A 21,599-nucleotide genomic window follows, 5' to 3' on the forward strand; every position below is an offset into this window, starting at 1 on the left:
TAGTGGCGCACCGCCGCGCCCACCCGGGCCGGACGGCGGGTGTGCGCCGGCAGCGGAACCGGTTCCGGTGCCGCGACCGCCCGGGCAGGGTGGCGGCATGGTGCGACGCGTCGCGGTGCTGTCCGACGTCCACGGGGTGCTGCCGGTGCTGGAAGAGGTGCTGGCCGAACCGGACGTCGCCGGCGCCGACCTGGTGGTGGTCACCGGCGACCACGCGGCCGGTCCGCAGCCGGTGGAGGTGCTGGACCGGCTGACCGCACTGGGCGACCGGGTGCTGCTGGTGCGCGGCAACGCCGACCGGGAGCTGGTGACGATGGCCCGCGGCACGGACCTGGACGTGCCCGACCCGGTGAGCCGCTGGGCGGCCGCGCAGCTGCGCCCGGACCAGGTGGAGCTGCTGGCCGGGCTGCCGCACCCGGTGACCCTGGACGTCGACGGCTTCGGGCCGGTCGTGTTCTGCCACGGCACCCCGCGGGACGACGAGGAGGTCGTGCTGGTGGACACCCGGCTGGCGCGGTGGGCCGAGGTCTTCGCCGAGCTGCCGCCGGAGGTGGCGACGGTCGTCTGCGGCCACACCCACATGCCGTTCGTGCGGCTGGTGGACCGGCGACTGGTGGTGAACCCGGGCAGCGTCGGGATGCCGTACGGGCGGGCCGGCGGGCACTGGGCGCTGTTGGCCGACGGCGCGGTCACGCTGCACCGGACGCCGATCGACGTGGACGCGGCGGTCGGCCGGGTGGTCGCCGAGTCGGGGTACCCGGACCGGCAGGAGTGGGCCGACTACTTCGTGCGATCGGCGGCCAGCGACGCGGAGGCGCTCACCGTCTTCGGCCCCCGCGACGGCCGCCCCGCCGGCTGAGCCGGCAGCGGCCCGGGCTCGTTCCGACCGGTGAACGTGCACGGCCCAGAACTGCGGGTGCTCTGGGCCGTGCGGGTCCACCGGTGGGGCTGCCCGTTCAGTGGCCGGAGCTGCCGGGGCTGGAGTGCCAGAGCTTGCGGGGTGGGGCGGCGGCCGCGCGGCGGGCGGCGGTGGCGGCGTCCTCGCCGGCGGGCTTGATGTCGGCGTAGGGCGACATCCGGAAGCCGGTCGGGTGCACCAGCACCGGCCGCACCACCACCGGGCGGGACGCCCGGGACGCCGCCGCCCCGGTGATCGCCTGCTCGGTGTACTCCCCCGGCGCGGCCATCAGCTCCGCGACCGCGGCCATCCCGCCGGTCTCCCAGGCCTCGTGCAGCGCCGGCAGCTCCCAGGCACCGGTGGCCCGCATCGACACCCCGCGCGGACCGGTACGGCGCATCACCCCGCGGACCACCAGCAGCCAGGAGTGGAAGACGGTGGCGGCGTAGGGGCCCTGCACGTCCTCGAAGAAGGTCGAGTCCGCGCAGCCGGTGCCGTCGTCGAGGGTCACGAACACCACCCGGCGGCCGGACCGGATCGGCGGGGTCTGGGTGGCCACCTTCACCCCGGCCACCAGCACCTCCGCCCCGCTGCGGCACTGCAGCAGCTCCCCGGCCGGCACCGCGCCGAGCGCGGCCAGGAACGGCCGGTAGAACTCGACGACGTGCCGGCTGGCGTCCAAGCCCAGCACCTCCAGCTCGGCCCGCACCCGCTCGGCGTCGGTGAACTCCGGCAGCCCGGAGGCGACGAACTCCGGCTGGCCGCCGGCGCCCTCGGCAGGGACCTCGACGTCGAACAGCCCGGGCTCCGCCGAGGCCTCGGCGCCGAACAGGTCGAGGCCCAGCTGGCCGGTGCCCGCGGCCTTGGCGCCGCTGCGGCTCCAGCGGTCGAGCTCGCCGATCTGCAGCAGCAGGTCGCGCCGGGTCAGCTGCTCGCGCCGCCGGGCGGGCCGGCCGGCCTCGCTGTCGCGCACCCCGAACCCGTAGACCGAGTCGAAGCCCCCGGCCAGCACCAGCCGCTCCACCACCGGCCGGGACACCCGCGCCCGGTTCCAGAAGTCGGTCAGCGAGCGGTAGGGCTGCCCGGCCTGGATGCGGGTGACCTCCTCGTCGTTGATCCCCTTCACGTCGGCCAGCGACAGCCGGATGCCGTACCGCCCCGGGTCGGGCATCGACGCCGGCATCCACGACGGCCGGGCCCACGACCGGCCCCCGTCGTCCAGGTCGTCGCCGTGAGGCCCGTCGCCGGCAGCCCCGTCGTCCATGGTGCCGTCGTCCGGGCCGCCGTCGACCCGTTCGATCCGGTAGGTGCCGGCCGAGGCGTTGACGTCGAGGCCGAGCACCTGCACGCCGAAGTTGCGGGCGTCGTCGAGGATCAGCCGCTTGGGGTACATGCCCGGGTCGTGGGTGAGCACCCCGGCCAGGAAGGCCGCGGTGTGGTGGGTCTTCAGCCAGGCCGACTGGTAGGTGGGCAGCGCGAACGCCGCGGCGTGGGCCTTGCAGAAGCCGAAGGAGCCGAAGGCGACCAGCACCTCCCAGACCTGCTCGACCACCGCGGTGTCGAAGCCCTCGGCCAGCGCCCGCGGCGCAAACCAGGCCTTGACCTCGGGGTGGGCGTCCTTCTCCCCCAGTGCCCGGCGCACCTCGTCGGCCTCGGCCAGCGTGCAACCGGTCATCACCGACACGATCTGCAGCACCTGCTCGTGGAAGACCACCACCCCGGCGGTCTGCTCCAGCGCCGGCTTCAGCGCGGGGTGCAGGTACACCGGGTCGCGCCAGCCGTTCCGGGCCATCAGGAACGGGGTGACCATGTCGCTCTTCACCGGCCCGGGCCGGAACAGCGAGATGTCGACGATGAGGTCCTCGAAGGTCTGCGGCCCGAACTTGCCGACCAGCTCGCGCTGGCCCGGTGACTCGATCTGGAACATGCCCAGCGTGCGGGTGCTGCGGATCAGCTCGAACGTCGCCGGGTCGTCGCGGGGCACGGCGTCGATGTCGACCTGCTCCCCGTCGACCCGGGCCACCTCGTCCATGGCGTGGGCGATCGCCGACTGCATCCGGATGCCGAGCAGGTCGAGCTTGAGCAGCCCCAGCTCCTCGACGTCGTCCTTGTCGAACTGGCTCATCGGGTAGCCGAGGTAGCTGTTCTCCACCGGGGTGCGGTCGAGCAGGGTGGCGTCGGAGAGCAGCACGCCGCACGGGTGCAGCGCGATGTGCCTGGGCAGCCCGTCGAGCCGGGAGACCAGGTCGAACAGCAGGTCGAGGTCGCCGGTGCCGCCGCCCCGCTGCGACCCCATCCGGCTGGCCCGCAGCTCGGGGAGGTCGCGCAGCGCCGCGTGCACCTGGTTGGCCCGGATGTGCGGGAACGCCTTGGCCACCGCGTCGACCTCGGCCGGGGGCAGCCCGAGGGCGGCGCCGACGTCGCGGATCGCGTGCCGCACCCGGTAGGTGTCCATCATCGAGATGCAGCTGACCCGGGAGGCACCGAAGCGGTCGATCACCGCGTCGTAGACCTCCATCCGCCGGGCGGACTCGACGTCGATGTCGATGTCGGGCAGCTGGTGGCGCAGCGGGGAGAGGAACCGCTCCATCAGCAGGCCGTAGCGGATCGGGTCGACGTCGGAGATGCCCAGCAGGTAGGTGACCAGGCTGCCGGCGCCCGAGCCGCGCGCCGCGGCCCGCACCCGGAGCTCCTTGATCAGGGTGACCACGTCGGCGACGGTGAGGAAGTAGGACGGGTAACCGAGGGAGTCGATCACCGCCAGCTCCTCCTCCAGCCGCTCGCGCACCGCGGCCGTCGGGCTCATCCCGCGCCGGCCGAACCCGGCCTCGCACCGGCCGCGCAGCACCTGCGAGGGGCTCATCCCCCGCTCGGCGGAGGTGGTGACCACGTCGAGCTCGGGGTGGCGCACGGTGCCGATGCCGAGGTCGGCCCGGACGTCGACCACGCACTGCTCGGCGACCCGGGCGGTGGTCTCCAGCAGGCGCAGCGCGGCGTCCCGGTCGGGGCCGGCCAGCTCCTCGGCGAGCAGCGCCATCTCCTTGCCCGACTTCAGGTGCCCCTCGGCGGTGCGCCGGTCGACGTGCCGCTGCCCCAGCGGCACCAGTCGGCGGCTGGCGTCCAGGACGTCGGCGGTCGGGGCGTCGATGGCGTCGACGCACCGGACGGCGTTGGTGAGCACCGCCGGCACCCCGGCCTCGGCGGCCAGCCGCAGCATCGCCTGCGCGCGGGACCGGTCGCCCTGCCCGCGGTGGTGCACGACCTCCAGCACCAGCTGCCCGGGGCCGAAGACCGATCGCCAGGCAGCGAGCCGGGCGTGCGCCAGGTCGGCCCGGCCGGCGGCCAGCGCCCGGCCCACCGAGGACCCGGGGCCCAGCAGCGCCAGCAGCCCGTTCGAGTGCTCGGCGGCCAGGGTCAGCGAGCTCACCGGCTCCCCGCGGGTGCCGCCCAGGTGGGTGGCGCTGGTCAGCCGGCACAGCGACCGCCAGCCCGCGCCGTCCCGGGCGAGGAAGGTGACCCGTGGGGACCGCGGGTCGACGCTGGCCCCGCCGCGGGCCGGGGACCGGCGGCCGGCGGGGTGCGCGGCCCGGTGCCGGGCGGCGGCGGTGATCCGGCCGGGGGTCTGCTCCCCCGGCTCGCCGCCGGCGACCGGGTCGACGGCGAGGTCGACGCCGAACAGCGGGCGGATGTCGGCCGACCGGCAGGCCAGGGCGAACTTGACCGCCCCGTAGAGGCCGTCGCGGTCGGTCAGCGCCAGCGCCCCCATGCCGTGGTCGGCTGCCCGGGTGACCAGGTCGGCCGGGTGGTTGGCGCCGTGCCGCATCGAGTACCCCGAGGCGACGTGCAGGTGGACGAAGGGGTCGCTCACGGGGTGGTGCTCGGACCGGTGGTGCTCGGGCCGGTGCGCCCGGAGCCGCGACGGCGCGAGCCCGGGTCGACCGCGCGCAGCCGGGGTGGCGACGCCACCGGGCGGCTGATCGCGGTCTCGACGACGCCGAGGAACGTGCGCACGTCGCGCACCAGGTCGTCGGCCTCCCGCTCGGTCACCGCGTGCGACAGCCCGGCCTCGGCCGCGGCGCGCTTGGCCGCCCCGGCGGCGAAGAACGCCGCCCACTCGCCCAGCTCCGGGGCGACCTGACCGATCAGCACCCAGGCGCTGCGCGGCCGGCGCCGCGCCGGCTCGGGCTGGGTACGGGCGGCCAGCACCGCGGCCGCGGCCCGGAGCGCGGCCAGGTGCGCGGTGGCGTACCGCCAGCCGGCGTCGGGGCAGGCAGCGGCCTCGCCCAGGCCGCGGTGGGCCTGGCCGAGCAGCTGGGCCGCGGCGGTCGGCAGCGGTGGGGGCAACGGGAGCTCGCCCTGGGCCGGCAGGGCACGTGCGGCGCCCATCAGTCGTGCACCCGCACGAGCAGCCACTGGTTCGCCGTCGGCTCCCAGGACAGGTCGAACACCCCGGCGAAGCTCATCCGGGAACGCCCGGCGCGGACGGCCTCGACCCGCCACACCTGCCGGGTGGCCACCAGGTCGGCGGACGCGCCACCACGACCGGCGGCGCCGGGCTGCCACCACGGTGCGGTCTCCACCCAGGAGTCGAGCAGCTCACCCACCACGTAGCGGGTCTGCGCCCGCCAGAACTGGGCCGGCCCCGACGGCCCCTGCTCGACCTGCACCTCTTCACCGACGTGGCCACCGGCCCCGACGAGCACCCGGCTCATGACAGACTCCGCAACTCTCAGCCCCCCACCGGTCGGACCGCGACCGGCCCGGCGGGGAAGCGCACACCCTGCGGCGTGACGACCCGGGCCGGTGAGCGGACCCACCGGTGTTCGAACAGGTGTTCGAACACCGACCAGTAGACCGGTCCACCACCGAGGGCGTCAAGCCGACGCGGGCGTGTCGGCGGCCGTGTCGTTACAGCCGCTGCACCGAGCGCCGCCGGTCCGGCAGCGGCCACGGACCCACCGGCGGCTCCCGGGTGGGGCGCGGGCCCGGCGCCGGTGGGAGGATCGCCGGCATGACCGCCGCGGAGACCCAGCACCCCCGGGTCGCCGAGGTGGCACGCCTGCTGCGCGAGGCCGGCGCAACCGGCGAGGTGCGCGTGCTGCCCGACAGCGCCCGCACCGCCGCTGCCGCCGCCGCGCAGCTGGGCGTCGAGGTCGGCGCGATCGCCAACAGCCTCGTGTTCGACGCCGGCGGCCAGCCCCTGCTGGTGCTGACCAGCGGCGCGCACCGGGTCGACGAGGCCCTCGTCGCCGACCTGCTCGGCGTCCCCCGGATCGCCCGGGCCACGCCCGGGTTCGTCCGCGAGCACACCGGTCAGGCCATCGGTGGGGTCGCCCCGATCGGCCACCCGGCGCCGATCGGCACCCTGGTCGACGTGGAGCTGGCCCGGCACGACCAGGTGTGGGCCGCGGCCGGGCACCCGCACACCGTCTTCCCCACCAGCTACGACGAGCTGCTGCAGCTCACCGCCGGCACACCCGCGGAGGTGGGCCCCGGGCCCGGCTCCCGGCCCGGCGACGACGAGGGGACCCCCCGATGACCGACACCACCCCCGCCACCCGCGTCACCGAGCTGCCCGCCGGCTGGATGCGCGAGCACCTGCACGAGGCGCTGGCGATCTACGGCGCCGCGATGGGCTACGGCGACTCCGTCGTCGCCGGTCGCTACGGCTACGCCGTGCAGCACACCGAGCGGCCCGGCTTCCGGGCGGTCGGCGCCTTCGCCGAGGGCCGCCAGGAGGACGGCACGACGGCCGAGCGCCTGGTCGGCTTCGGCTACGGCTACCTGGTCGCCCCCGGCCAGTGGTGGCACGACCAGGTGCGCAGCGCCCTCGACCGGCGTACGGCCAAGCAGTGGCTGCCGGGGGCCTTCGAGGTCTGCGAGCTGCACGTGCACCCCGACTCCCAGAGCCGCGGCCTGGGCCGCCAGCTGCTGCACGCCCTGCTGGCCGACCTGCCGTACCCGGCCGCGTTGCTGAGCACCCCGGACACCGACACCAAGGCCTTCCGGCTCTACCACGCCGACGGGTTCGTCGACCTGGCCCGCAATCACCACTTCCCCGGCGACCCGCGCCCGTTCGCCATCCTCGGCGCCCGGTTGCCGCTGGCCCGCCCCGTCCCGAAGGACTGATCCCCGTAGCGACACCGGAGACACCCCTGGCCGACACCGCCGTCGACGCCGTCGTCATCGGCTCAGGGCACAACGGCCTGGTCGCCGCCTGCCACCTGGCCCGGGCCGGGCTGCGGGTGGAGGTGGTGGAGTCCGACGAGGTGCTCGGTGGCGCGGTCTCCACCGTGGAGCGCTGGCCGGGCGTGCGGGTCGACCGCGGCTCCAGCGCGCACGTGATCATCCGGCACAGCGGGGTGGTCGAGGAGCTCGAGCTGGAGCGGCACGGGCTGCACTACGTCGACTGCGACCCGTGGGGGTTCGCGCCCGCGCCGGTGCCCGGTGACCCCGGTCCGGACGGCCGGCCGCTGGTCTTCTCCGTCGACCTCGACGCCACCTGCGCCTCGATCGCCGCCGCGTGCGGGGACGCCGACGCCGCGGCCTACCGCCGGTTCGTCGAGGTGTGGGGCCCGCGCAGCGCCGCGGTGGTCTCGGCCTTCGGTGACCGGCCGAGCCCCGCGCGGCTGGTCCGGCACCTGTGGCCGGTGGGCGCACCCCGGCGCGGGCAGCCGCGCACCTCCGGCGGGGAGATCGCCACCGACTTCCTCGGTTCCGGTGACGCCCTGCTGGACCGCTGGTTCACCAGCGAACGGCTCAAGGCGGCGCTGGCCTGGTTCGGGGCGCAGTCCGGCCCGCCGATGTCCGAGCCCGGCACGGCCGCGATGGTCGCCTGGGTGGCGCTGCTGCACGACGTCCCGCCCGGCCACCCGGTGGGCGGCTCGGGCGGGCTCACGCAGGCGCTGGCCGCGCGGCTGGCCAGCGACGGCGGCCGGGTGACCCTCGGGGACGGCGCGGCGCGGCTGCTGGTGGAGGGCCCGGACGGCGACCGGCGGGTGACCGGGGTGCAGACGGTCTCCGGACGGCGGATCACCGCACCCGTCGTCGTCGCCGCCTGCCACGTGCTGGCCACCAAGGCCCTCGCCGGGGACGACGCACCGCCCGCGCTGGCCGACGCCGACCCGCCGTTGGGCAACGGCTTCGGCCTGGTGCTGCGCTGCCAGACCGACGCGTTGCCGCAGTACCCCGGGGTGGGCGACGAGGCGTTACAGGGGCTGCAACTGCTGTGCACCGACCGGGCGCAGCTGGCCCGGGCGCACGGCGACTGGCTGGCCGGCGAGCTGCCACGTGAGCCGGTGCCGCTGGCGATGTCGTTCTCCGCGAGCGACCCGACACTGGCCCCGGCTGGCCAGCACGTGGTCACCATCTGGGGCCAGTGGTACCCCTACGAGCTCGCCGACGGCTCGGACTGGGAGCAGATCGCCGACCGGGCCGCCCAGCAGCTGATCGCCGCGGTCGACCGCTACGCCCCGGGGTTCGCCGACTCGGTACAGCGGCTGTACGTACAGACCCCGCTGAAGCTGGAGCAGGAACTGTCCCTGCTGCGTGGCAACGTCATGCACGTGGAGATGAGCCTGGCCAGCATGTTCGGGTTCCGGCCCACCCCGGCGCTGTCCGGGCACCGGGTGCCCGGCCTGGGCGGTCTCTACCTGACCGGCGCCTCCACGCACCCCGGCGGCGGGGTGTCCGGCAACTCCGGGCGCACCGCGGCGCGGGTGGTGCTCGCCGACCGCCGTCCGGCGGCCCGGCTGCGAGCAGAGCTCGTCCGGAAGCTCCGCCGGAGGACGGCGGGATGACCGGCGCGATCACCGCCCCCCGCGTCCTCCCCCGGCCGTCGGCCGGCTGGGTGCCGCTGGCGCTCACCGTGGCCCTGCTGGGCACCGCGATCGCCTACCCGCTCACCGACGGCCCGGCCCGCGACGGGGTCAGCTGGGCGATCGTGCTGTTCGGCTCGGCGGCCGCGATCAGCCACGCCGCCGTCAGCCGGGGGCTGCGCACCGGGCTCGGCGTGCTGGTGCTGGTGGCCGTGGTCGCCGTGCTCTTCGAGGCGCTGGGCCTGGCCACCGGGTTCCCCTACGGCAGCTACACCTACAGCGACGTGCTCGGCCCGACGCTGCTCGGCGTGCCCTTCCTGGTGCCGCTGGCCTGGCTGATGATGGCCTGGCCCAGCTGGGTGGCCGCCCGCCGGCTCGCGCCGTCGTCCCGGCCGGTGCGGGTGCTGATCGCGGCCTACGTCTTCGCGGTCTGGGACGTCGTGCTCGACCCGCAGCTGGTCCAGGCCGGCTACTGGCGCTGGGCGCACCCCAGCCCGGGGCTGCCCGGCATCGACACGGTGCCGCTGACCAACCTCGCCGGCTGGCTGTTCGCCGGGCTGGTGCTGATGACCGCACTCGACCTGCTCGTCGCCCGCACCGCCCGTCCCGGCCCGCCGCGCGCCGGCGACACCGCACCGCTGCTCACCCTGGGCTGGATGGTGCTCGGCGGTGCGCTCGCGCACGCCGGCTGGCTGGGCCTGCCCGGGTCCGCGGTCTGGGGCGTGCTGCTGGCCCTGCCGGTGGTCGTCGCCCTGGTGCTCCAGCAGCGCCGCCGGTGACTGCGGCCTGGCGGCGGCTGGTGCGGGTCTGCGCCGGCCTCTCGGTGCTGGCCGCGCTGCACGCGGTGGTCAACACCCGGTTGCTGCGCCGGCCACCGGCCCTCGCACGCCCGACGGCCCGGCGGGTCACCGTCGTCGTCCCGGCCCGCGACGAGGCCGAGCAGATCGAGGGCTGCCTGGCCGCCGTGCTCGACCAGCGGGGCGTTCGAGACCTCCGGGTCGTGGTGGTCGACGACGGCTCCACCGACGGCACGGCCGACCGGGTGGCGGCGGTCGGCGACGACCGGGTGCGGCTGGTCCCCGGTACGCCGCCGGAGGCGGGGTGGCTGGGCAAGCCACACGCCTGCGCGCAGGGAGCAGAGGCCGCCGGCGACACCGACCTGCTGGTCTTCCTGGACGCCGACGTGCGGCTGATGCCCGACGCGATCGCCTCGGCCGCTGCCGTCCTCGACGAGGCGGGGCTGGACCTGGTGTCCCCGTGGCCCCGGCAGCTGACCGGCAGCGCGGCCGAGCGACTGGTCCAGCCGCTGCAGCAGTGGCTGTGGGGCACCCTGCTGCCGCTGCGGCTGGCCGAGCGCTCGCCGCGGCCCTCGCTGGCGGCGGCCAACGGGCAGTTCCTGGTGGTCCGCCGGGCGGCCTACGACCGGGCCGGCGGACACGCCGCGGTGCGCGGCGAGGTGATCGAGGACGTCGCGCTGCTGCGGGCGGTGAAGGCCGCCGGCGGCCGCGGGGTGGTGGTCGACGGCTCGACGCTGGCCGCCTGCCGGATGTACGACGGCTGGCCGGGGGTCCGGGACGGCTACGGCAAGTCGCTGTGGTCGGCGGTGGGCGGGCGGCCCATGGCGGCCGTCGGGGCCGCCGCCGCGCTCAGCGCGGTCTGGTTGCTGCCCCCGCTGGCCGCGCTCACCGGGTCCCGGGCCGGAGCGGTCGGCTATGCCGCCGGGGTCGCCGGGCGGGCCGTCGTCGCCGCCGGCACCGGCAGCCGGGTGTGGCCCGACGCGCTGGCCCACCCGGTGTCGGTCGCGCTGCTGGACGTGCTGGTCGCCCGCTCGGTGGCCGGGCACCACCGCGGCACGCTCCACTGGCGCGGCCGGGCCCTGACCGCCGGCCACCCGGCAGCCCCGGCGGGCCGCCCCTAGCCTGGGCTGATGGACCCTCGCGAGCTGCTCGCCCTGCGCTCCTCCGAGCGCGCCGCCCTCGTGCTGGTCGGCCTGCGCGGCGACTGGTAGCCCTACTGCTGCGCCCAGGCGGTCCGCCTGGCCCGGTCCCTGCCCCGGCTCACCGCCGCCGGCGCCGAGGTGGTGCTCGCCTCGGTCGACCCGCCCGAGGTCCAGCGCGGCATGAACGCCACCTGGCACCTGCCCTTCCGATGGGCCAGCGACCCGGGCGGCTCCCGGCTGGCCCAGCCGCTGGGCGCCTGGGACACCGAGGCCTCGATCTTCCGGCCGATCGTGGTCGTCGTGGCGCCGGACGGCCGGGAGGTGTTCCGGGAGCTGTCCCGGGACTTCACCGACCGCACCGACGACGAGCCGGTGCTCACCGCGGTCGAGGGCCTCGGACTGCCCGCACTCCCCGCACCCGAGCCCTGGGCACCGGACGGCGTTGCCCCGAGCCCCTCGGAGCGGGCCTTCCAGCCGCGGTCGTTCATCCCCTACTTCCGGGCCATCCGGTTCAACACGAAGGCGCTGAGCGAGCGCATGGTCGACGACACCGACCGCGACCAGCTGGTCACCGAGCAGCGGATGGCCGAGTCGTTCCTCGCCGCCTTCGACGAGTGGCGGGCCGAGCACCCGCCGGAGCCGAGCTGAACCCGCGGTGGCCGGGCGCGAGGATGTCCGGGTGACCGAGCAGAGCAGCCCACCGCGGGTGCACTTCGACCCCGCCGAGATGGCACCCGGCGCCTTCTACCGGGTGCTCAACTCGGTCGTCGTCCCCCGGCCGATCGCGTGGGTGTGCACCCGCTCGGCCGAGGGCGTGCGCAACCTCGCCCCGCACTCCTTCTACACGGTGGCCTGCGTCGACCCGCCCGTCGTCCAGTTCACCAGCGTGGGCCGCAAGGACTCGCTGACCAACGTCGAGCAGACCCGCGAGTTCACCATCAGCCTGACCCCGGAGGCGTTGTTCGAGCAGGTCAACGCCACCGGCACCGACTTCCCGCCGGAGCAGGACGAGGCCGAGCACACCGGGGTGCGGCTCGAGCCCAGCGAGGTGGTCGGCGTGCCCCGGGTCGCCGAGTCGCCGGTGTCGCTGGAGTGCGTGCTGCACGGCACGGTGTCCCTCGGCGACAGCACCGTCGTCTTCGGCCGGGTGGTGCACATCGCCGTCCACGCCTCGGCGGTGCGGGACGGCCGACCGCGGATCGAGGAGCTGCGCCCGCTGGCCCGGCTGGGCGGCAACGAGTGGTCGACGATCGGCGAGGTCACGGAGATCCGCCGGATCCCCTACCACGACTGGTCCGGCGACCCCGCCATCGGCGAACGCCTCCGCGGCGGCTGACGCCCCCAGCGGCCCTGTTCGCCACCACGGCCGCACGGGGAAGTCGGCCGCACCTGCCCTGGTGGCCCTGCTGCAGGGGCCCGCCACGAGCCTGCGAGTGGTGGGGGGCAGCGGGGTCCTTCTTCAGGCGGAGGCGGGGAGGAAGGGGGCGACCTCGTCGGCGGCGTCGGTGCCGAAGGCGTCGGCGAACCGGGTCAGGAAGGGCTCCCGGGACAGCGTGTACTCCTGGGTGCCGATCACCTCGACCGCGGCGGTCGCCACCGCGGAGCCCACCTGGGTGGCGCGCTCGATGCCCAGCCCCCACTGCCGGGCGGCGACGAACCCGGCGCGCAGCGCGTCACCGCCGCCGGTCGGCTCGACCGGCTTGGTCTCCGGGACGGCGATGACCTCGATCGGCTCGGCCCCGGCCTGCTCCACCCGCACGCCCTGGGCCGCCCGCGTGGTCACCCAGGTGCCGACCCGGGCGAGCACCTCGGCGTCGTCCCAGCCGGTCTTCTGCAGCAGCAGCGCGTGCTCGTACTCGTTGGTGAACAGCAGGTCGGCGCCGTCGACCAGCTCACGGATCATGTCGCCGTCGGCCCAGGCCAGCTGCTGCGAGGGGTCGGCGAGGAAGGGGTAGCCGCGGTCCCGGCACTCGGCGGTGTGCTGCACCATCGCGGTCGGGTCGTTCGGGCCGACGATGACCAGGTCGACCGCGCCGACCCGCCGCTCCACCGGCGCCAGCTCGATCAGCGAGGCCTCGGACATGGCGCCGGAGTAGAACGACGCGATCTGGTTGTTCGCCACGTCGGTCGTGCAGGTGAACCGGGCGGTGTGCTTCAGCTCGGACCAGCGGACGCTGCCGGTGTCCACCCCGTGCCGGGTCAGCCAGGCGTCGTAGTCGTCGAAGTCGCTGCCCACCGAGCCGACGAGCACCGGCCGCAGCCCCAGCTGGGCCAGCCCGTAGGCCATGTTGGCCCCGGCGCCGCCGCGGTGCTGGACCAGGTCGTCGACCAGGAACGAGAGGGAGACGTTCTCCATCTTCCCCTCGACGAACTGGTCGGTGAACTTGCCGGGGAAGGTCATCAGGTGGTCGGTGGCGATGGACCCGGTCACGACGACGGACATGGGCGGACTCTCTCCGTGCGGGGACGGCGGCCACGGGCAGGCCGCTCGACCCCGGGCAGGAACGAGCGCCGAGGCCGCTCCAGGGTAAGAGGGCACTCGTACCGGCCGCCCCTCCTGGGTCAGTCGGCGAGCGCGCGGCGCAGCTGCAGCCCCAGCTGCGCCGTTCCCACCACGCCGAGCAGGCAGCCCACCGCGGCCCCGAGGGTGACCACCAGCCCGGGGTCGACGACGGCGGAGGCGATGCCGGCCCCACCGACGGTGAACCCGGCCATCGCCACCCGGGTGGGCCGCTCCCAGACCGAGATCGCGCCGGTCTCGCGGACCCCGGCCTGCCCGGCCCGGGCCCGCAGGTAGTCGGGGAACCAGCACAGCGCCCCGAACGCCGCGACCAGCCACCCGGGGGCACCGGCCACCCAGAGGGCGAGGGCGTAGGCGACCTCGGTGAGCCGGTCGACCGCGGAGTCGAGCACGAAGCCCCGGCGGGAGGCGCGGCCACCGGCGATCGCCAGCGCGCCGTCCAGGGAGTCCAACAGCCCGGACAGGCCGATGAGCAGCCCGGCGGCCACCAGCCAGGCGCCACCGGCGGCCGCGGGCCCGACCGCGCCGGCGGCCACGACCAGGCCGAGGGCGGTGACCGCCAGCGGCGACCACCGGGCCAGCGGGCGGGCCAGCGTGTAGGCCAGGGTCAGCCAGCCCCGCACCAGCCGGCTGTCGGCCGGGTCGGTGCCGCCGTGCCAGCGGGACCACGCCGCCAGGTACTCGTCGCGGGTCAGCACGAGTGCAGTCCACCACGACGCGGGCACGAGGCGCCGTGAGCAGGGACAGTGGGTGGGTGCTCGCCGGCCTGTCCCCCGCCCGCCGCCGCCTGGTGCTCGCCCTGCTGGCGGTCGTCGTCCTGGCCGTGGTGGCCGTCGCCGTCCCGCTGCTGTCCGGCCGCGGGGACGACGCGACCGTCGCCGCCCCCGACCAGGACGAGCCCGGCCCGGTGCTGCTGGTGCCCGGGTACGGCGGGTCCACCCGCTCGCTGCAGGGCCTCGCCGACCGACTGACCGCCGTCGGCCGCGACGCGAGCGTCGTGGCGGTGCCCGGTGAGGGCACCGGTGACCTGACCGCGTCGGCGGACGCGCTCGCCGCAGCGGTGGACGACGCACTGGCCCGGACCGGTGCGGGCAGCGTCGACGTGGTCGGCTACTCCGCCGGCGGGGTGATCGCCCGGCTGTGGGCGGCCGACGGTGGCGCCGAGCAGGCCCGCCGGGTGCTCACCCTCGGGTCGCCGCACCACGGCACCCGGGTCGCCGACCTGGCCACCTCGTTGGCGCCGTCGCAGTGCCCGGAGGGGTGCCAGCAGCTCACCACCGACAGCGACCTGCTCGCGCAGCTCAACGCCGGCGACGAGACCCCCGAGGGGCCGAGCTGGGTGTCGATCTGGACGACGGACGACACCACGGTGACCCCGCCGGAGTCCGCCCGGCTGGACGGCGCGCTGGAGCTCCCGGTCCAGGCGATCTGTGCCGACGCCCAGGTGGGCCACGGCCAGCTGCCCACCGACCCGCTGGTGCAGGCGATGGTGCTGGCACAGCTGGCGGCCGGCCCGCCGGTGGAGCTGACCGCCACCGACTGCGCCCGGCTGCGGCAGGGCTGAGCCGGACCGTTGCGCCGGCCACCCACTTCGGGTGACGCGCAACCGGATCGGGCATGACGAGGTGTAGCCGGGTCATTACCCAGTGCGAGGCGCCAGGACGGCGCCGCTCGTGATCACAGCCTCGGAGGCATCCCGTGCCCGGCACCACCACCCCGTCCCGCCCGCGCTGGGGCATCACCACCAAGATCGTCGCCGCGGTCGGCACGGCCGTGCTCGTCGCCGTCCTGGTCGGACTGCTCGGCCTGCGCAGCCTGGGCCACACCGCAGACGCGACGACCGGGATGTACGAGAAGGAGGTCGTCGGCACCGCGCAGGTCGAGGCGGTGCGCTCGGACTTCTTCGCCGTCCGGCTGGCCGGCACGAACTACGCGGTGGCCACCACCGCGGCCGACCGGGCGACGTACCTGCAGGTCCGGCAGGACGCCTACGCCGGTCTCGCCGCCGCGGCCGACAGCTACCTCGCCACCCGACCGTCGGAGTCCGGCCGCGCCCTGATCGAGGGTGTGCTGGACGGCATCACCGAGTACCAGGCCGCGATGGTCGGGCTCGACGCGCTCGCCGACGCCGGCGACCTCGCCGCCTGGTCCGCCGCCCGCGAGTCGACGGTCACCCCCATCGCCACCGAGATCATCGGGCAGATCAACGAGCTCGCCGAGCAGCGGGCCACCAATGCCGCCGCCACCGCAGCCGCCGCGACCGAGGAGTACGAGCAGACCCGCACGGTGCTGGCCGCAGTCGTCGTCCTCGGTGCGCTGGCCGCGCTCGCCGCCGGCGTCCTCGTCGCCCGGGCCATCACCCGCGGCCTGCGCCGGGTGCAGGCCACCGCCCAGGCCCTGGCCGCCGGGGACCTGACCCGGACCGCCGACGTCACCTCCCGCGACGAGGTCGGCCAGACCGGCGCCGCCCTGGACGGCGCCCTGGTGGAGCTGCGGGCCGTGCTGTCGGCGGTGAGCGGGTCGGCCGACGCCGTCGCCGCCTCGTCGGAGGAGCTCAGCGCCTCGGCCGCCCAGATCTCCGCCGCCGCCGAGGAGACGGCCGCCCAGTCCGGCGTCGTGTCAACCTCGGCCGGTGAGGTCTCCCGCAGCGTCGAGACCGTGGCGGCCGGCGCCGAGCAGATGGGCGCCAGCATCCGGGAGATCAGCTCCAACGCCACCGAGGCGGCCCGGGTCGCCGCCAGCGCCGTGGCCGAGGCCCGGGCGACCACCGGGACGATCGAGGCCCTGGGCACCTCGAGCCAGGAGATCGGCGCGGTGGTCAAGACCATCACCTCCATCGCCGAGCAGACCAACCTGCTGGCGCTGAACGCGACCATCGAGGCCGCCCGGGCCGGCGAGGCGGGCAAGGGCTTCGCCGTCGTCGCGACCGAGGTCAAGGAGCTCGCGATGGAGACCGCCCGGGCCACCGAGGACATCGCTCGCCGGGTGGAGACGATCCAGGGCGACGCGGCGGGGGCGGTCGCCGCGATCGGCCGGATCAGCTCGGTGATCACCTCGATCAACGACTTCCAGTCGACCATCGCCAGCGCGGTCGAGGAGCAGACCGCGACGACGGCCGAGATGTCGCGCTCGGTGCAGGAGGCCGCCGGCGGGGCGGCGGAGATCGCCGGCAACATCACCGGGGTCTCCACGGCGGCGTCCTCGACCACCGAGGCGCTGGGCCAGACCCGGGCGGCCGTGGACGAGCTGGCCCGGATGGCCACCGACCTGCGCGCCGGCGTCCACCGCTTCACCTTCTGACCATCAGGGCCGAGCCGACGACGCCTCGGCCCAGTGGCTCAGCTCGTGACGTCCTTGGTGGTGAAGTTCGCCCACGCCGCGCCGACCAGCACCACGACGTAGACCGCTTGCAGCGCCACCCCGCGGACGACGTCGCGCCACAGGATCGGGTCGCGGAACAGGTCGACGAAGGCCAGCCAGTAGCGGGTGGGCAGGTAGGGCGCGAACGCCGACGCCGCGTCCAGGGTGAACAGCAACGACGAGGCGATCAGCACCGCCAGCGCGCCGAGCGTGGCCCCCAGCGGGGAGTCGGTGAGGGTGGAGAAGAACAGCGCGAACGCGGCCACCCCGAGCATCGAGACGGTGACGTAGCCGATCGCCAGCAGCGTGCGCCCGGCGATCTCCTGGCTGGTCAGCGTGGTGCCCGACAGCGCCGTCCCACCGATCGGCTGGACGTCGAACAGCAGCTGCCCGGTCAGGTAGCCCACCGCCGCCACCACCACCACGGTGACCAGCACGAAGGCGATGACCGCGACGAGCTTGGCGACCAGCAGCCGGGTGCGCCCGGCCGGGCGGGCCAGCAGGTAGCGCAGCGTGCCGGCCTGCGCCTCCCCGGCGACCGCCTCCCCGGCGACGACGGAGACCGCGATCGGCAGGAACAGCGGCAGCACGATGGCCAGCGCGGCCAGCGGGTAGAGCGTGCCGTTGGTCAGCACCGCGGAGAGGAACACCGGCCCCTCGCCCGGCCGCGGCGCCAGGTCGGTGAGCGCGAGCAGCACGGCGACCAGCACCGGCAGCCCGTTGAGCAGCCCGATCGTCACCCAGGTGCGGGGACGGCGGAACAGCTTGCGCAGCTCGACGGCGATCACCGGCGCGACCGCTCCCCCGGGGCGTCCACCCGGTCGGCGCTGGTGCTCGCCGCGGCCAGCACCACCTCCTCCAGGGTCGGGCGCTCCAGCGACAGGCCGGTCACCGGCACGCCGGCGGCGACCAGCGCGGCGTTGACCTCCGCCGGGTCGGCGCCGCGCACCACGGCCCGGTCGCCGTCGGTGCGCAGCACCCGGCCGTCGAGGGCGGCGCGCACCCGGCCGGGGTCGGGGGTCTGCACGACCGTCGCGCCGGTGGGCGCGGTGAGGGTGGCCAGCTGGTCCTGCAGCACCAGCCGCCCGCGGTCGAGCACCCCGACCCGGGTGCACAGCTGCTCGACCTCGGCCAGCAGGTGGCTGGAGAGGAACACCGTCGTCCCGCCGCGGTGCAGCTCCAGCAGCAGGTCGCGGATCTCGTGGATGCCCTGCGGGTCCAGCCCGTTGGTCGGCTCGTCGAGCACCAGCAGCTCCGGACGGCGCAGCAGCGCGGCCCCCAGGCCCAGCCGCTGGCGCATGCCCAGCGAGTAGGCCTTCACCGGCTTGCGCCCGACCCCGGCCAGGCCGACCTGCTCCAGCACCGTGTCGATGCGCGCCGTCCGGGTGCGACGGGAGCCGCCCGGCCCGGCGGCGTCCAGCAGCGCGAGGTTCGCGCGGCCGGAGAGGTGCCCGTAGTGCGCCGGGCCCTCGATCAGCGCGCCGACCCGGGGCAGCACCCGGCGGGCGGCGCGGGGCATCGGCTCGCCCAGCAGCCGCACCTCGCCGCGGGTGGGCAACACCAGGCCGAGCAGCATCCGCACCGTCGTCGTCTTGCCCGAGCCGTTCGCACCGAGGAAGCCGTAGACGTCACCGGCCCGCACGTCCAGGTCGATGCCGTCGACCGCGCGCAGCTGCCCGTACCGCTTGACCAGCCCGGCGGTCTGGATCACCGCCTCGCTCACCACGCCGGCACCAGCTCGGTGGCCGCGGCGGCGAGGGCGTCCAGGTCGACGGTGCCGGTGAGCAGCACCGGGCCGTCCTCGCCGTCCACCAGCATCAGGCCCAGCGGACCGGCGGAGATCCGCACGCCCAGGTCGTCGACGACCACGCCCGGCGCCCGGACCAGCGCGTCGCGCAGGCCGTCGGCGGCCCGGCCGGGCAGCGGGCTGACCGCGAGCAGGGTCACGCCGCGCCCGTACAGCCCCACCGAACGCGGCGCCCCCTCGATGGTGCGACGGTCCAGCCCGGCCAGCGCCGCCGGCAGCCGCACCCGGCGGCCGTCCTCCGCGGCGCGGACGGCGGACTGCAGCAGCTGGGGGTCCTGCCCCTCGCGCAGCTCGGCCTCGGCCGGCGGGTCGAAGGCGGTGACCTCCGCCGGCGGGGTGGTCGGCTCGAACTCCAGGAAGCCGGTGTCCAGCGCCGGCTGGCCGTCGGCATCGCCGAAGACCTGCACCCGCAGCGGCACCCCGCTGGCCTCGTCCACCCAGACGTCCACCCGGGCCACCGACGACGCCGCGTCGGCCGGCCGCACCCGCACGCCCAGCGCATCCCGCCCGGCGACCCGGTCGGCGCCGACCCGGGTCAGCTCGGCGTCGGTGGCCTCGGACAGCAGCCGGCGACCCAGCGCGCTGGGCAGCAGGTCCGGCGCGGTGGGCAGCGCCAGGGGGCTCGGCGCCGTCCGGACGGCGACCGCCCGCTCCCAGGTCCAGGTCCAGGTGCCGCCGGGGTCGGCGTGCACGCCGGTCTCGCCGGTCGGTGCGACGACGTCCACCCGCCAGTCGGCCGGGCCGCGGTACCAGGCGCGCATCGTCGTCCGGTCGCTGAACAGGTCGGCCGCCGAGGTGAGCTGGTCGCCCACCGGCAGGTCCAGCCCACCGGCGGACTGCGCGTACCCGGCGAACGGGACGTCGGTGGAGGCCAGCACCGCCCGGCGCAGGTCGGCCGCGGGCGTGCCGGCGTCGGAGGCGGGCAGCGCGCCGATCACCGGGGGCAGCGCGAGCAGCACGGCGACCAGGCCCGCCACCAGTGCCCAGCGGCGGGCTGCTCCGGTCCGCCGTCGAGCCACCCGGCCACCGTACGACGGCCTCGCCACCCGGGTGGCCGAGCGCGGTCAGGCCAGCGCGACGACCAGGCTGCAGCCGGCCAGCACGAGGCAGACCGGGGTCATCACCGCGCGTTCGGGCCGGCTGCGCGACGCGGCGTTCACCAGCACGCCCAGCACGAAGTACCCAGTGAGCACCCAGACGCCCACCTCGAGCGCACGCCCGGCCGTGGGCGCCTCGACCGCCGCGGCGACCAGCACCCAGCCGATGACGGCGTACAGCGCGATCGACACCGCTCTGCCGATGCGCAGCCGGCGCGGCAGCACGCGGTGCTGCCCGCCCCAGGCCAGCTGCCCGTACGGGCGGCCGGCGGCCAGCAGGGCCTGCAGCACGGCGAGCGCGGCCAGCAGGACGACGGCCACGACGGCGGCCCCGATGATCACGGCGGCACGGTAGCGGCCCGGCCGCCCCGGCAACCGCGCCGACGTGCCGGTCCGTGGGGCTGGGCCTGCGGAGCCAGGCCGCGGCACCTACGGTCGGACGCCATGGCCGCCCCGATCAGTGACGCCGTGGTCGTCGACGTGCTGCGCCGGGTGGACGCCGGGCTGGGCCCGCTGGTGCAGCGGCTGGGCCGCCCGCCCCAGCTGCCGCCCGCCCAGCGCGCCGCCTGGTGGGCCGAGCAGGTCAGCCGGGTCGCCGCCGGGGTGTCCGCGGCCCCGCGGTTCGCCGGCAAGGTCGCCGACCTGCTGCCGCTGCAGAACACCGTGGGCTCCGCCGTCCAGGCGCTGGTCGTGCTCGGGGTCGCCCGCGCGCACGGCGTCGAGGAGCCGGCCGAGCGGGTGTCGCTGCTGGCCCGGGTGCTGCTCGACCGCGAGCTGCCCGCCGACCGGGTGACCCCGCTGCTGGCGCGCAGCCGCGGCGTCTACCGGGACGAGGCGCTGGGCGCGGACCGCTCCGGGGTGACCGGTGTCGCCCGCAACATCTGGCGGGCCGCCCGGCTGCTCAGCCGGGTGGACGACGCCCTCGACGCCCGCCCGAAGGGCAAGCTGCGGCACCGCGCCCTGGCCCAGCTGCCGGTCGTCGGCGTGGTCGGTGGCTACGCCGCCGAACGGGAGGGCCTGCGCCGGGCCGCCCAGGAGGCCGAGGAGCTGCTCGGCTGACCAGGCCCGCACCGGCCCCGGCCCGCTGAAGAGCCGGAGCGCTGTGCGCCCGCGGCGGGCCGCCGCCGCGAGTGCACATCACCCGGCCCGGGGCGGCCAGCCGCCCGGAGGTCAGCCGACCAGGTCGGCCCCGGCCAGGTTCGACCACACCTCACGCGTGGCGGTCGAGCGGTTCATGGTGATGAAGTGGATGCCCGGCACGCCCTCGGCCAGCAGCCGCCGGCACATCTCGGTGGCCACCTCCACCCCGTAGGCGCGCACCGCCCGCTTGTGCTCGGGGGTGTCGCCGTCCAGCTCGGTGAACCGGTCGGCCAGCTCGGTCGGGAACGCCTGCCCGGACAGCTGCACGATCCGGGTGATCTGCCGGGCGTTGGTCACCGGCATCACCCCGGCGACGACCGGGACGTCGCAGCCGCGCGCCGTCACCCGGTCACGCAGCCGCAGGTAGTCCTCGACCCGGAAGAACATCTGCGTGATGGCGAAGTCGGCGCCGGCGCGGCACTTGGCCACGAACATGTCGGTGTCGCTGTCGAGGTCGGCCGACCGCGGGTGCTTCTCCGGGAAGGCGGCGACCCCGACCGAGAAGTCGCCCATGCTCTTGATCAGCTCGACCAGCTCCGCGGCGTACCGCAGCCCCGCGGGGTGCGCCGCCCACTCGGCCTGCGGGTCGGCACCCGGCGGGTCGCCGCGCAGCGCCAGCAGGTTGCGGACCCCGGCGTCGGCCAGCCGGCTGACCACGTGGCGGAGCTCGGCGATGCTGTGGTCGACCGCGGTCAGGTGCGCCATCGGCAGCATGGTGGTGTCGGTGGCGATGCGCTCGGTCACCGACACGGTGCCCTCACGGGTCGACCCGCCCGCCCCGTAGGTGACCGAGACGAACGAGGGCCGCAACTGCTCCAGCTGGCGCAGCGCCGTCCAGAGCTGGACCTCGGCCGCGGCGTCGCGCGGGGGGAAGAACTCGAAGGACCAGGTGGGCTGCTCGGACTGCAGCAGCTCGCGCACGGTGCCGGTCATGACTGGCGAGGGTACGTGGACGGCCCCTCGCTCCGGGGCCACCGCACCGGGCCGGAGTCGCGCACCGCCGAGTTGGGCAATACTCGC

At 76.1% G+C, this 21,599-nt stretch carries 20 protein-coding genes and 1 pseudogene; 11 read left to right on the forward strand and 10 right to left on the reverse strand.

Going from position 1 to position 21,599, the window contains the following annotated elements; translation table 11 throughout:
- Positions 1-97: 97 nt before the first annotated feature.
- A complete protein-coding gene (locus ACJTNH_RS00870; RefSeq protein WP_458172316.1) occupies positions 98-859 on the forward strand; it encodes a metallophosphoesterase family protein in 762 nt (253 codons plus the stop codon).
- A gap of 97 nt (positions 860-956) precedes the next feature.
- Here the strand turns inward: ACJTNH_RS00870 and ACJTNH_RS00875 are convergent, their stop codons facing one another.
- From ACJTNH_RS00875 to ACJTNH_RS00885, 3 genes are read right to left on the reverse strand one after another with little or no spacing between them, the layout of a single operon-like run.
- Entirely contained in the window at positions 957-4,766 is a 3,810-nt protein-coding gene (locus ACJTNH_RS00875; protein WP_458172317.1) for a DNA polymerase III subunit alpha, read from the reverse strand.
- Complete coding sequence (locus ACJTNH_RS00880) at positions 4,763-5,284, reverse strand: SAV_6107 family HEPN domain-containing protein (RefSeq protein WP_458172318.1); 522 nt, start codon at positions 5,282-5,284, stop codon at positions 4,763-4,765. The genes ACJTNH_RS00875 and ACJTNH_RS00880 overlap by 4 nt, the downstream gene beginning before the upstream one ends.
- Positions 5,284-5,610 (reverse strand): DUF6504 family protein, encoded by a 327-nt coding sequence (locus ACJTNH_RS00885; RefSeq protein WP_458172319.1) that lies wholly within the window; start codon positions 5,608-5,610, stop codon positions 5,284-5,286. The genes ACJTNH_RS00880 and ACJTNH_RS00885 overlap by 1 nt, the downstream gene beginning before the upstream one ends.
- A gap of 299 nt (positions 5,611-5,909) precedes the next feature.
- Here ACJTNH_RS00885 and ACJTNH_RS00890 point away from each other — a divergent pair, with 299 nt between their 5' ends.
- From ACJTNH_RS00890 to ACJTNH_RS00920, 7 genes and pseudogenes are all read left to right on the forward strand, one after another.
- Entirely contained in the window at positions 5,910-6,437 is a 528-nt protein-coding gene (locus tag ACJTNH_RS00890; RefSeq protein WP_458172320.1) for a YbaK/EbsC family protein, read from the forward strand.
- Positions 6,434-7,027 (forward strand): GNAT family N-acetyltransferase, encoded by a 594-nt coding sequence (locus ACJTNH_RS00895; protein ID WP_458172321.1) that lies wholly within the window; start codon positions 6,434-6,436, stop codon positions 7,025-7,027. The genes ACJTNH_RS00890 and ACJTNH_RS00895 overlap by 4 nt, the downstream gene beginning before the upstream one ends.
- A 56-nt stretch (positions 7,028-7,083) precedes the next feature.
- Entirely contained in the window at positions 7,084-8,697 is a 1,614-nt protein-coding gene (locus ACJTNH_RS00900) for a phytoene desaturase family protein (RefSeq protein ID WP_458172476.1), read from the forward strand.
- Positions 8,694-9,494, forward strand: coding sequence for a carotenoid biosynthesis protein (locus ACJTNH_RS00905; protein WP_458172322.1), 801 nt, complete (start codon positions 8,694-8,696; stop codon positions 9,492-9,494). Before ACJTNH_RS00900 ends, ACJTNH_RS00905 begins: the two co-directional genes overlap by 4 nt.
- Positions 9,491-10,633 (forward strand): glycosyltransferase, encoded by a 1,143-nt coding sequence (locus ACJTNH_RS00910; protein ID WP_458172323.1) that lies wholly within the window; start codon positions 9,491-9,493, stop codon positions 10,631-10,633. The genes ACJTNH_RS00905 and ACJTNH_RS00910 overlap by 4 nt, the downstream gene beginning before the upstream one ends.
- Positions 10,634-10,735: 102 nt before the next feature.
- Positions 10,736-11,302: pseudogene (locus ACJTNH_RS00915) on the forward strand (peroxiredoxin family protein); the annotation flags it as partial.
- A gap of 31 nt (positions 11,303-11,333) precedes the next feature.
- On the forward strand, positions 11,334-11,990 hold the full coding sequence (locus tag ACJTNH_RS00920) for a flavin reductase family protein (protein WP_458172324.1): 657 nt from the start codon (positions 11,334-11,336) through the stop codon (positions 11,988-11,990).
- Between the two features lie 123 nt (positions 11,991-12,113).
- Here ACJTNH_RS00920 and ACJTNH_RS00925 read toward each other — a convergent pair whose 3' ends face one another.
- Together ACJTNH_RS00925 and ACJTNH_RS00930 are read right to left on the reverse strand one after the other, a co-directional pair.
- Positions 12,114-13,097, reverse strand: coding sequence for a carbohydrate kinase family protein (locus ACJTNH_RS00925; RefSeq protein ID WP_458172325.1), 984 nt, complete (start codon positions 13,095-13,097; stop codon positions 12,114-12,116).
- A gap of 119 nt (positions 13,098-13,216) precedes the next feature.
- Entirely contained in the window at positions 13,217-13,873 is a 657-nt protein-coding gene (locus tag ACJTNH_RS00930) for a CDP-alcohol phosphatidyltransferase family protein (RefSeq protein WP_458172326.1), read from the reverse strand.
- 35 nt (positions 13,874-13,908) lie between these two features.
- On the opposite strand from ACJTNH_RS00930, the gene ACJTNH_RS00935 reads away from it, so the two are divergent.
- The gene (locus tag ACJTNH_RS00935) at positions 13,909-14,739 is read left to right on the forward strand and encodes a lipase family alpha/beta hydrolase (protein WP_458172328.1); all 831 of its coding nucleotides are present in this window, start codon (positions 13,909-13,911) and stop codon (positions 14,737-14,739) included.
- A gap of 134 nt (positions 14,740-14,873) precedes the next feature.
- Positions 14,874-16,475: a methyl-accepting chemotaxis protein gene (locus tag ACJTNH_RS00940; protein WP_458172330.1), complete on the forward strand. Its 1,602-nt coding sequence runs from the start codon at positions 14,874-14,876 to the stop codon at positions 16,473-16,475.
- A gap of 38 nt (positions 16,476-16,513) precedes the next feature.
- On the opposite strand, the gene ACJTNH_RS00945 is transcribed toward ACJTNH_RS00940, so the two are convergent.
- The 4 genes from ACJTNH_RS00945 to ACJTNH_RS00960 are packed head-to-tail and all read right to left on the reverse strand — an operon-like array spanning position 16,514 to position 19,781.
- Positions 16,514-17,323: an ABC transporter permease gene (locus tag ACJTNH_RS00945; protein ID WP_458172331.1), complete on the reverse strand. Its 810-nt coding sequence runs from the start codon at positions 17,321-17,323 to the stop codon at positions 16,514-16,516.
- The gene (locus ACJTNH_RS00950; protein WP_458172333.1) at positions 17,320-18,258 is read right to left on the reverse strand and encodes an ATP-binding cassette domain-containing protein; all 939 of its coding nucleotides are present in this window, start codon (positions 18,256-18,258) and stop codon (positions 17,320-17,322) included. Before ACJTNH_RS00950 ends, ACJTNH_RS00945 begins: the two co-directional genes overlap by 4 nt.
- Positions 18,255-19,361: a sigma-E factor regulatory protein RseB domain-containing protein gene (locus tag ACJTNH_RS00955; RefSeq protein WP_458172334.1), complete on the reverse strand. Its 1,107-nt coding sequence runs from the start codon at positions 19,359-19,361 to the stop codon at positions 18,255-18,257. The genes ACJTNH_RS00950 and ACJTNH_RS00955 overlap by 4 nt, the downstream gene beginning before the upstream one ends.
- A 45-nt stretch (positions 19,362-19,406) precedes the next feature.
- Positions 19,407-19,781 carry a hypothetical protein gene (locus ACJTNH_RS00960; RefSeq protein ID WP_458172336.1) on the reverse strand — a complete coding sequence of 125 codons (375 nt, stop codon included), beginning with the start codon at positions 19,779-19,781 and terminating at the stop codon, positions 19,407-19,409.
- A gap of 102 nt (positions 19,782-19,883) precedes the next feature.
- On the opposite strand from ACJTNH_RS00960, the gene ACJTNH_RS00965 reads away from it, so the two are divergent.
- On the forward strand, positions 19,884-20,498 hold the full coding sequence (locus ACJTNH_RS00965; RefSeq protein ID WP_458172337.1) for a hypothetical protein: 615 nt from the start codon (positions 19,884-19,886) through the stop codon (positions 20,496-20,498).
- Positions 20,499-20,609: 111 nt separating this feature from the next.
- On the opposite strand, the gene metF is transcribed toward ACJTNH_RS00965, so the two are convergent.
- A complete protein-coding gene (gene metF, locus ACJTNH_RS00970) occupies positions 20,610-21,512 on the reverse strand; it encodes a methylenetetrahydrofolate reductase [NAD(P)H] (RefSeq protein WP_458172339.1) in 903 nt (300 codons plus the stop codon).
- Between the last annotated feature and the right edge of the window lie 87 nt (positions 21,513-21,599).

The organism is Modestobacter lacusdianchii, assembly GCF_054177765.1.

Bases quoted from the DNA above. Each gene is read 5' to 3' on its own strand.
- ACJTNH_RS00925 (WP_458172325.1), bottom strand. From the start codon at position 13,097: ATGTCCGTCGTCGTGACCGGGTCCATCGCCACCGACCACCTGATGACC.
- ACJTNH_RS00965 (WP_458172337.1), top strand. From the start codon at position 19,884: ATGGCCGCCCCGATCAGTGACGCCGTGGTCGTCGACGTGCTGCGCCGG.
- metF (WP_458172339.1), bottom strand. From the start codon at position 21,512: ATGACCGGCACCGTGCGCGAGCTGCTGCAGTCCGAGCAGCCCACCTGG.
- ACJTNH_RS00905 (WP_458172322.1), top strand. From the start codon at position 8,694: ATGACCGGCGCGATCACCGCCCCCCGCGTCCTCCCCCGGCCGTCGGCC.
- ACJTNH_RS00870 (WP_458172316.1), top strand. From the start codon at position 98: ATGGTGCGACGCGTCGCGGTGCTGTCCGACGTCCACGGGGTGCTGCCG.
- ACJTNH_RS00885 (WP_458172319.1), bottom strand. From the start codon at position 5,610: ATGAGCCGGGTGCTCGTCGGGGCCGGTGGCCACGTCGGTGAAGAGGTG.
- ACJTNH_RS00895 (WP_458172321.1), top strand. From the start codon at position 6,434: ATGACCGACACCACCCCCGCCACCCGCGTCACCGAGCTGCCCGCCGGC.
- ACJTNH_RS00890 (WP_458172320.1), top strand. From the start codon at position 5,910: ATGACCGCCGCGGAGACCCAGCACCCCCGGGTCGCCGAGGTGGCACGC.
- ACJTNH_RS00880 (WP_458172318.1), bottom strand. From the start codon at position 5,284: ATGGGCGCCGCACGTGCCCTGCCGGCCCAGGGCGAGCTCCCGTTGCCC.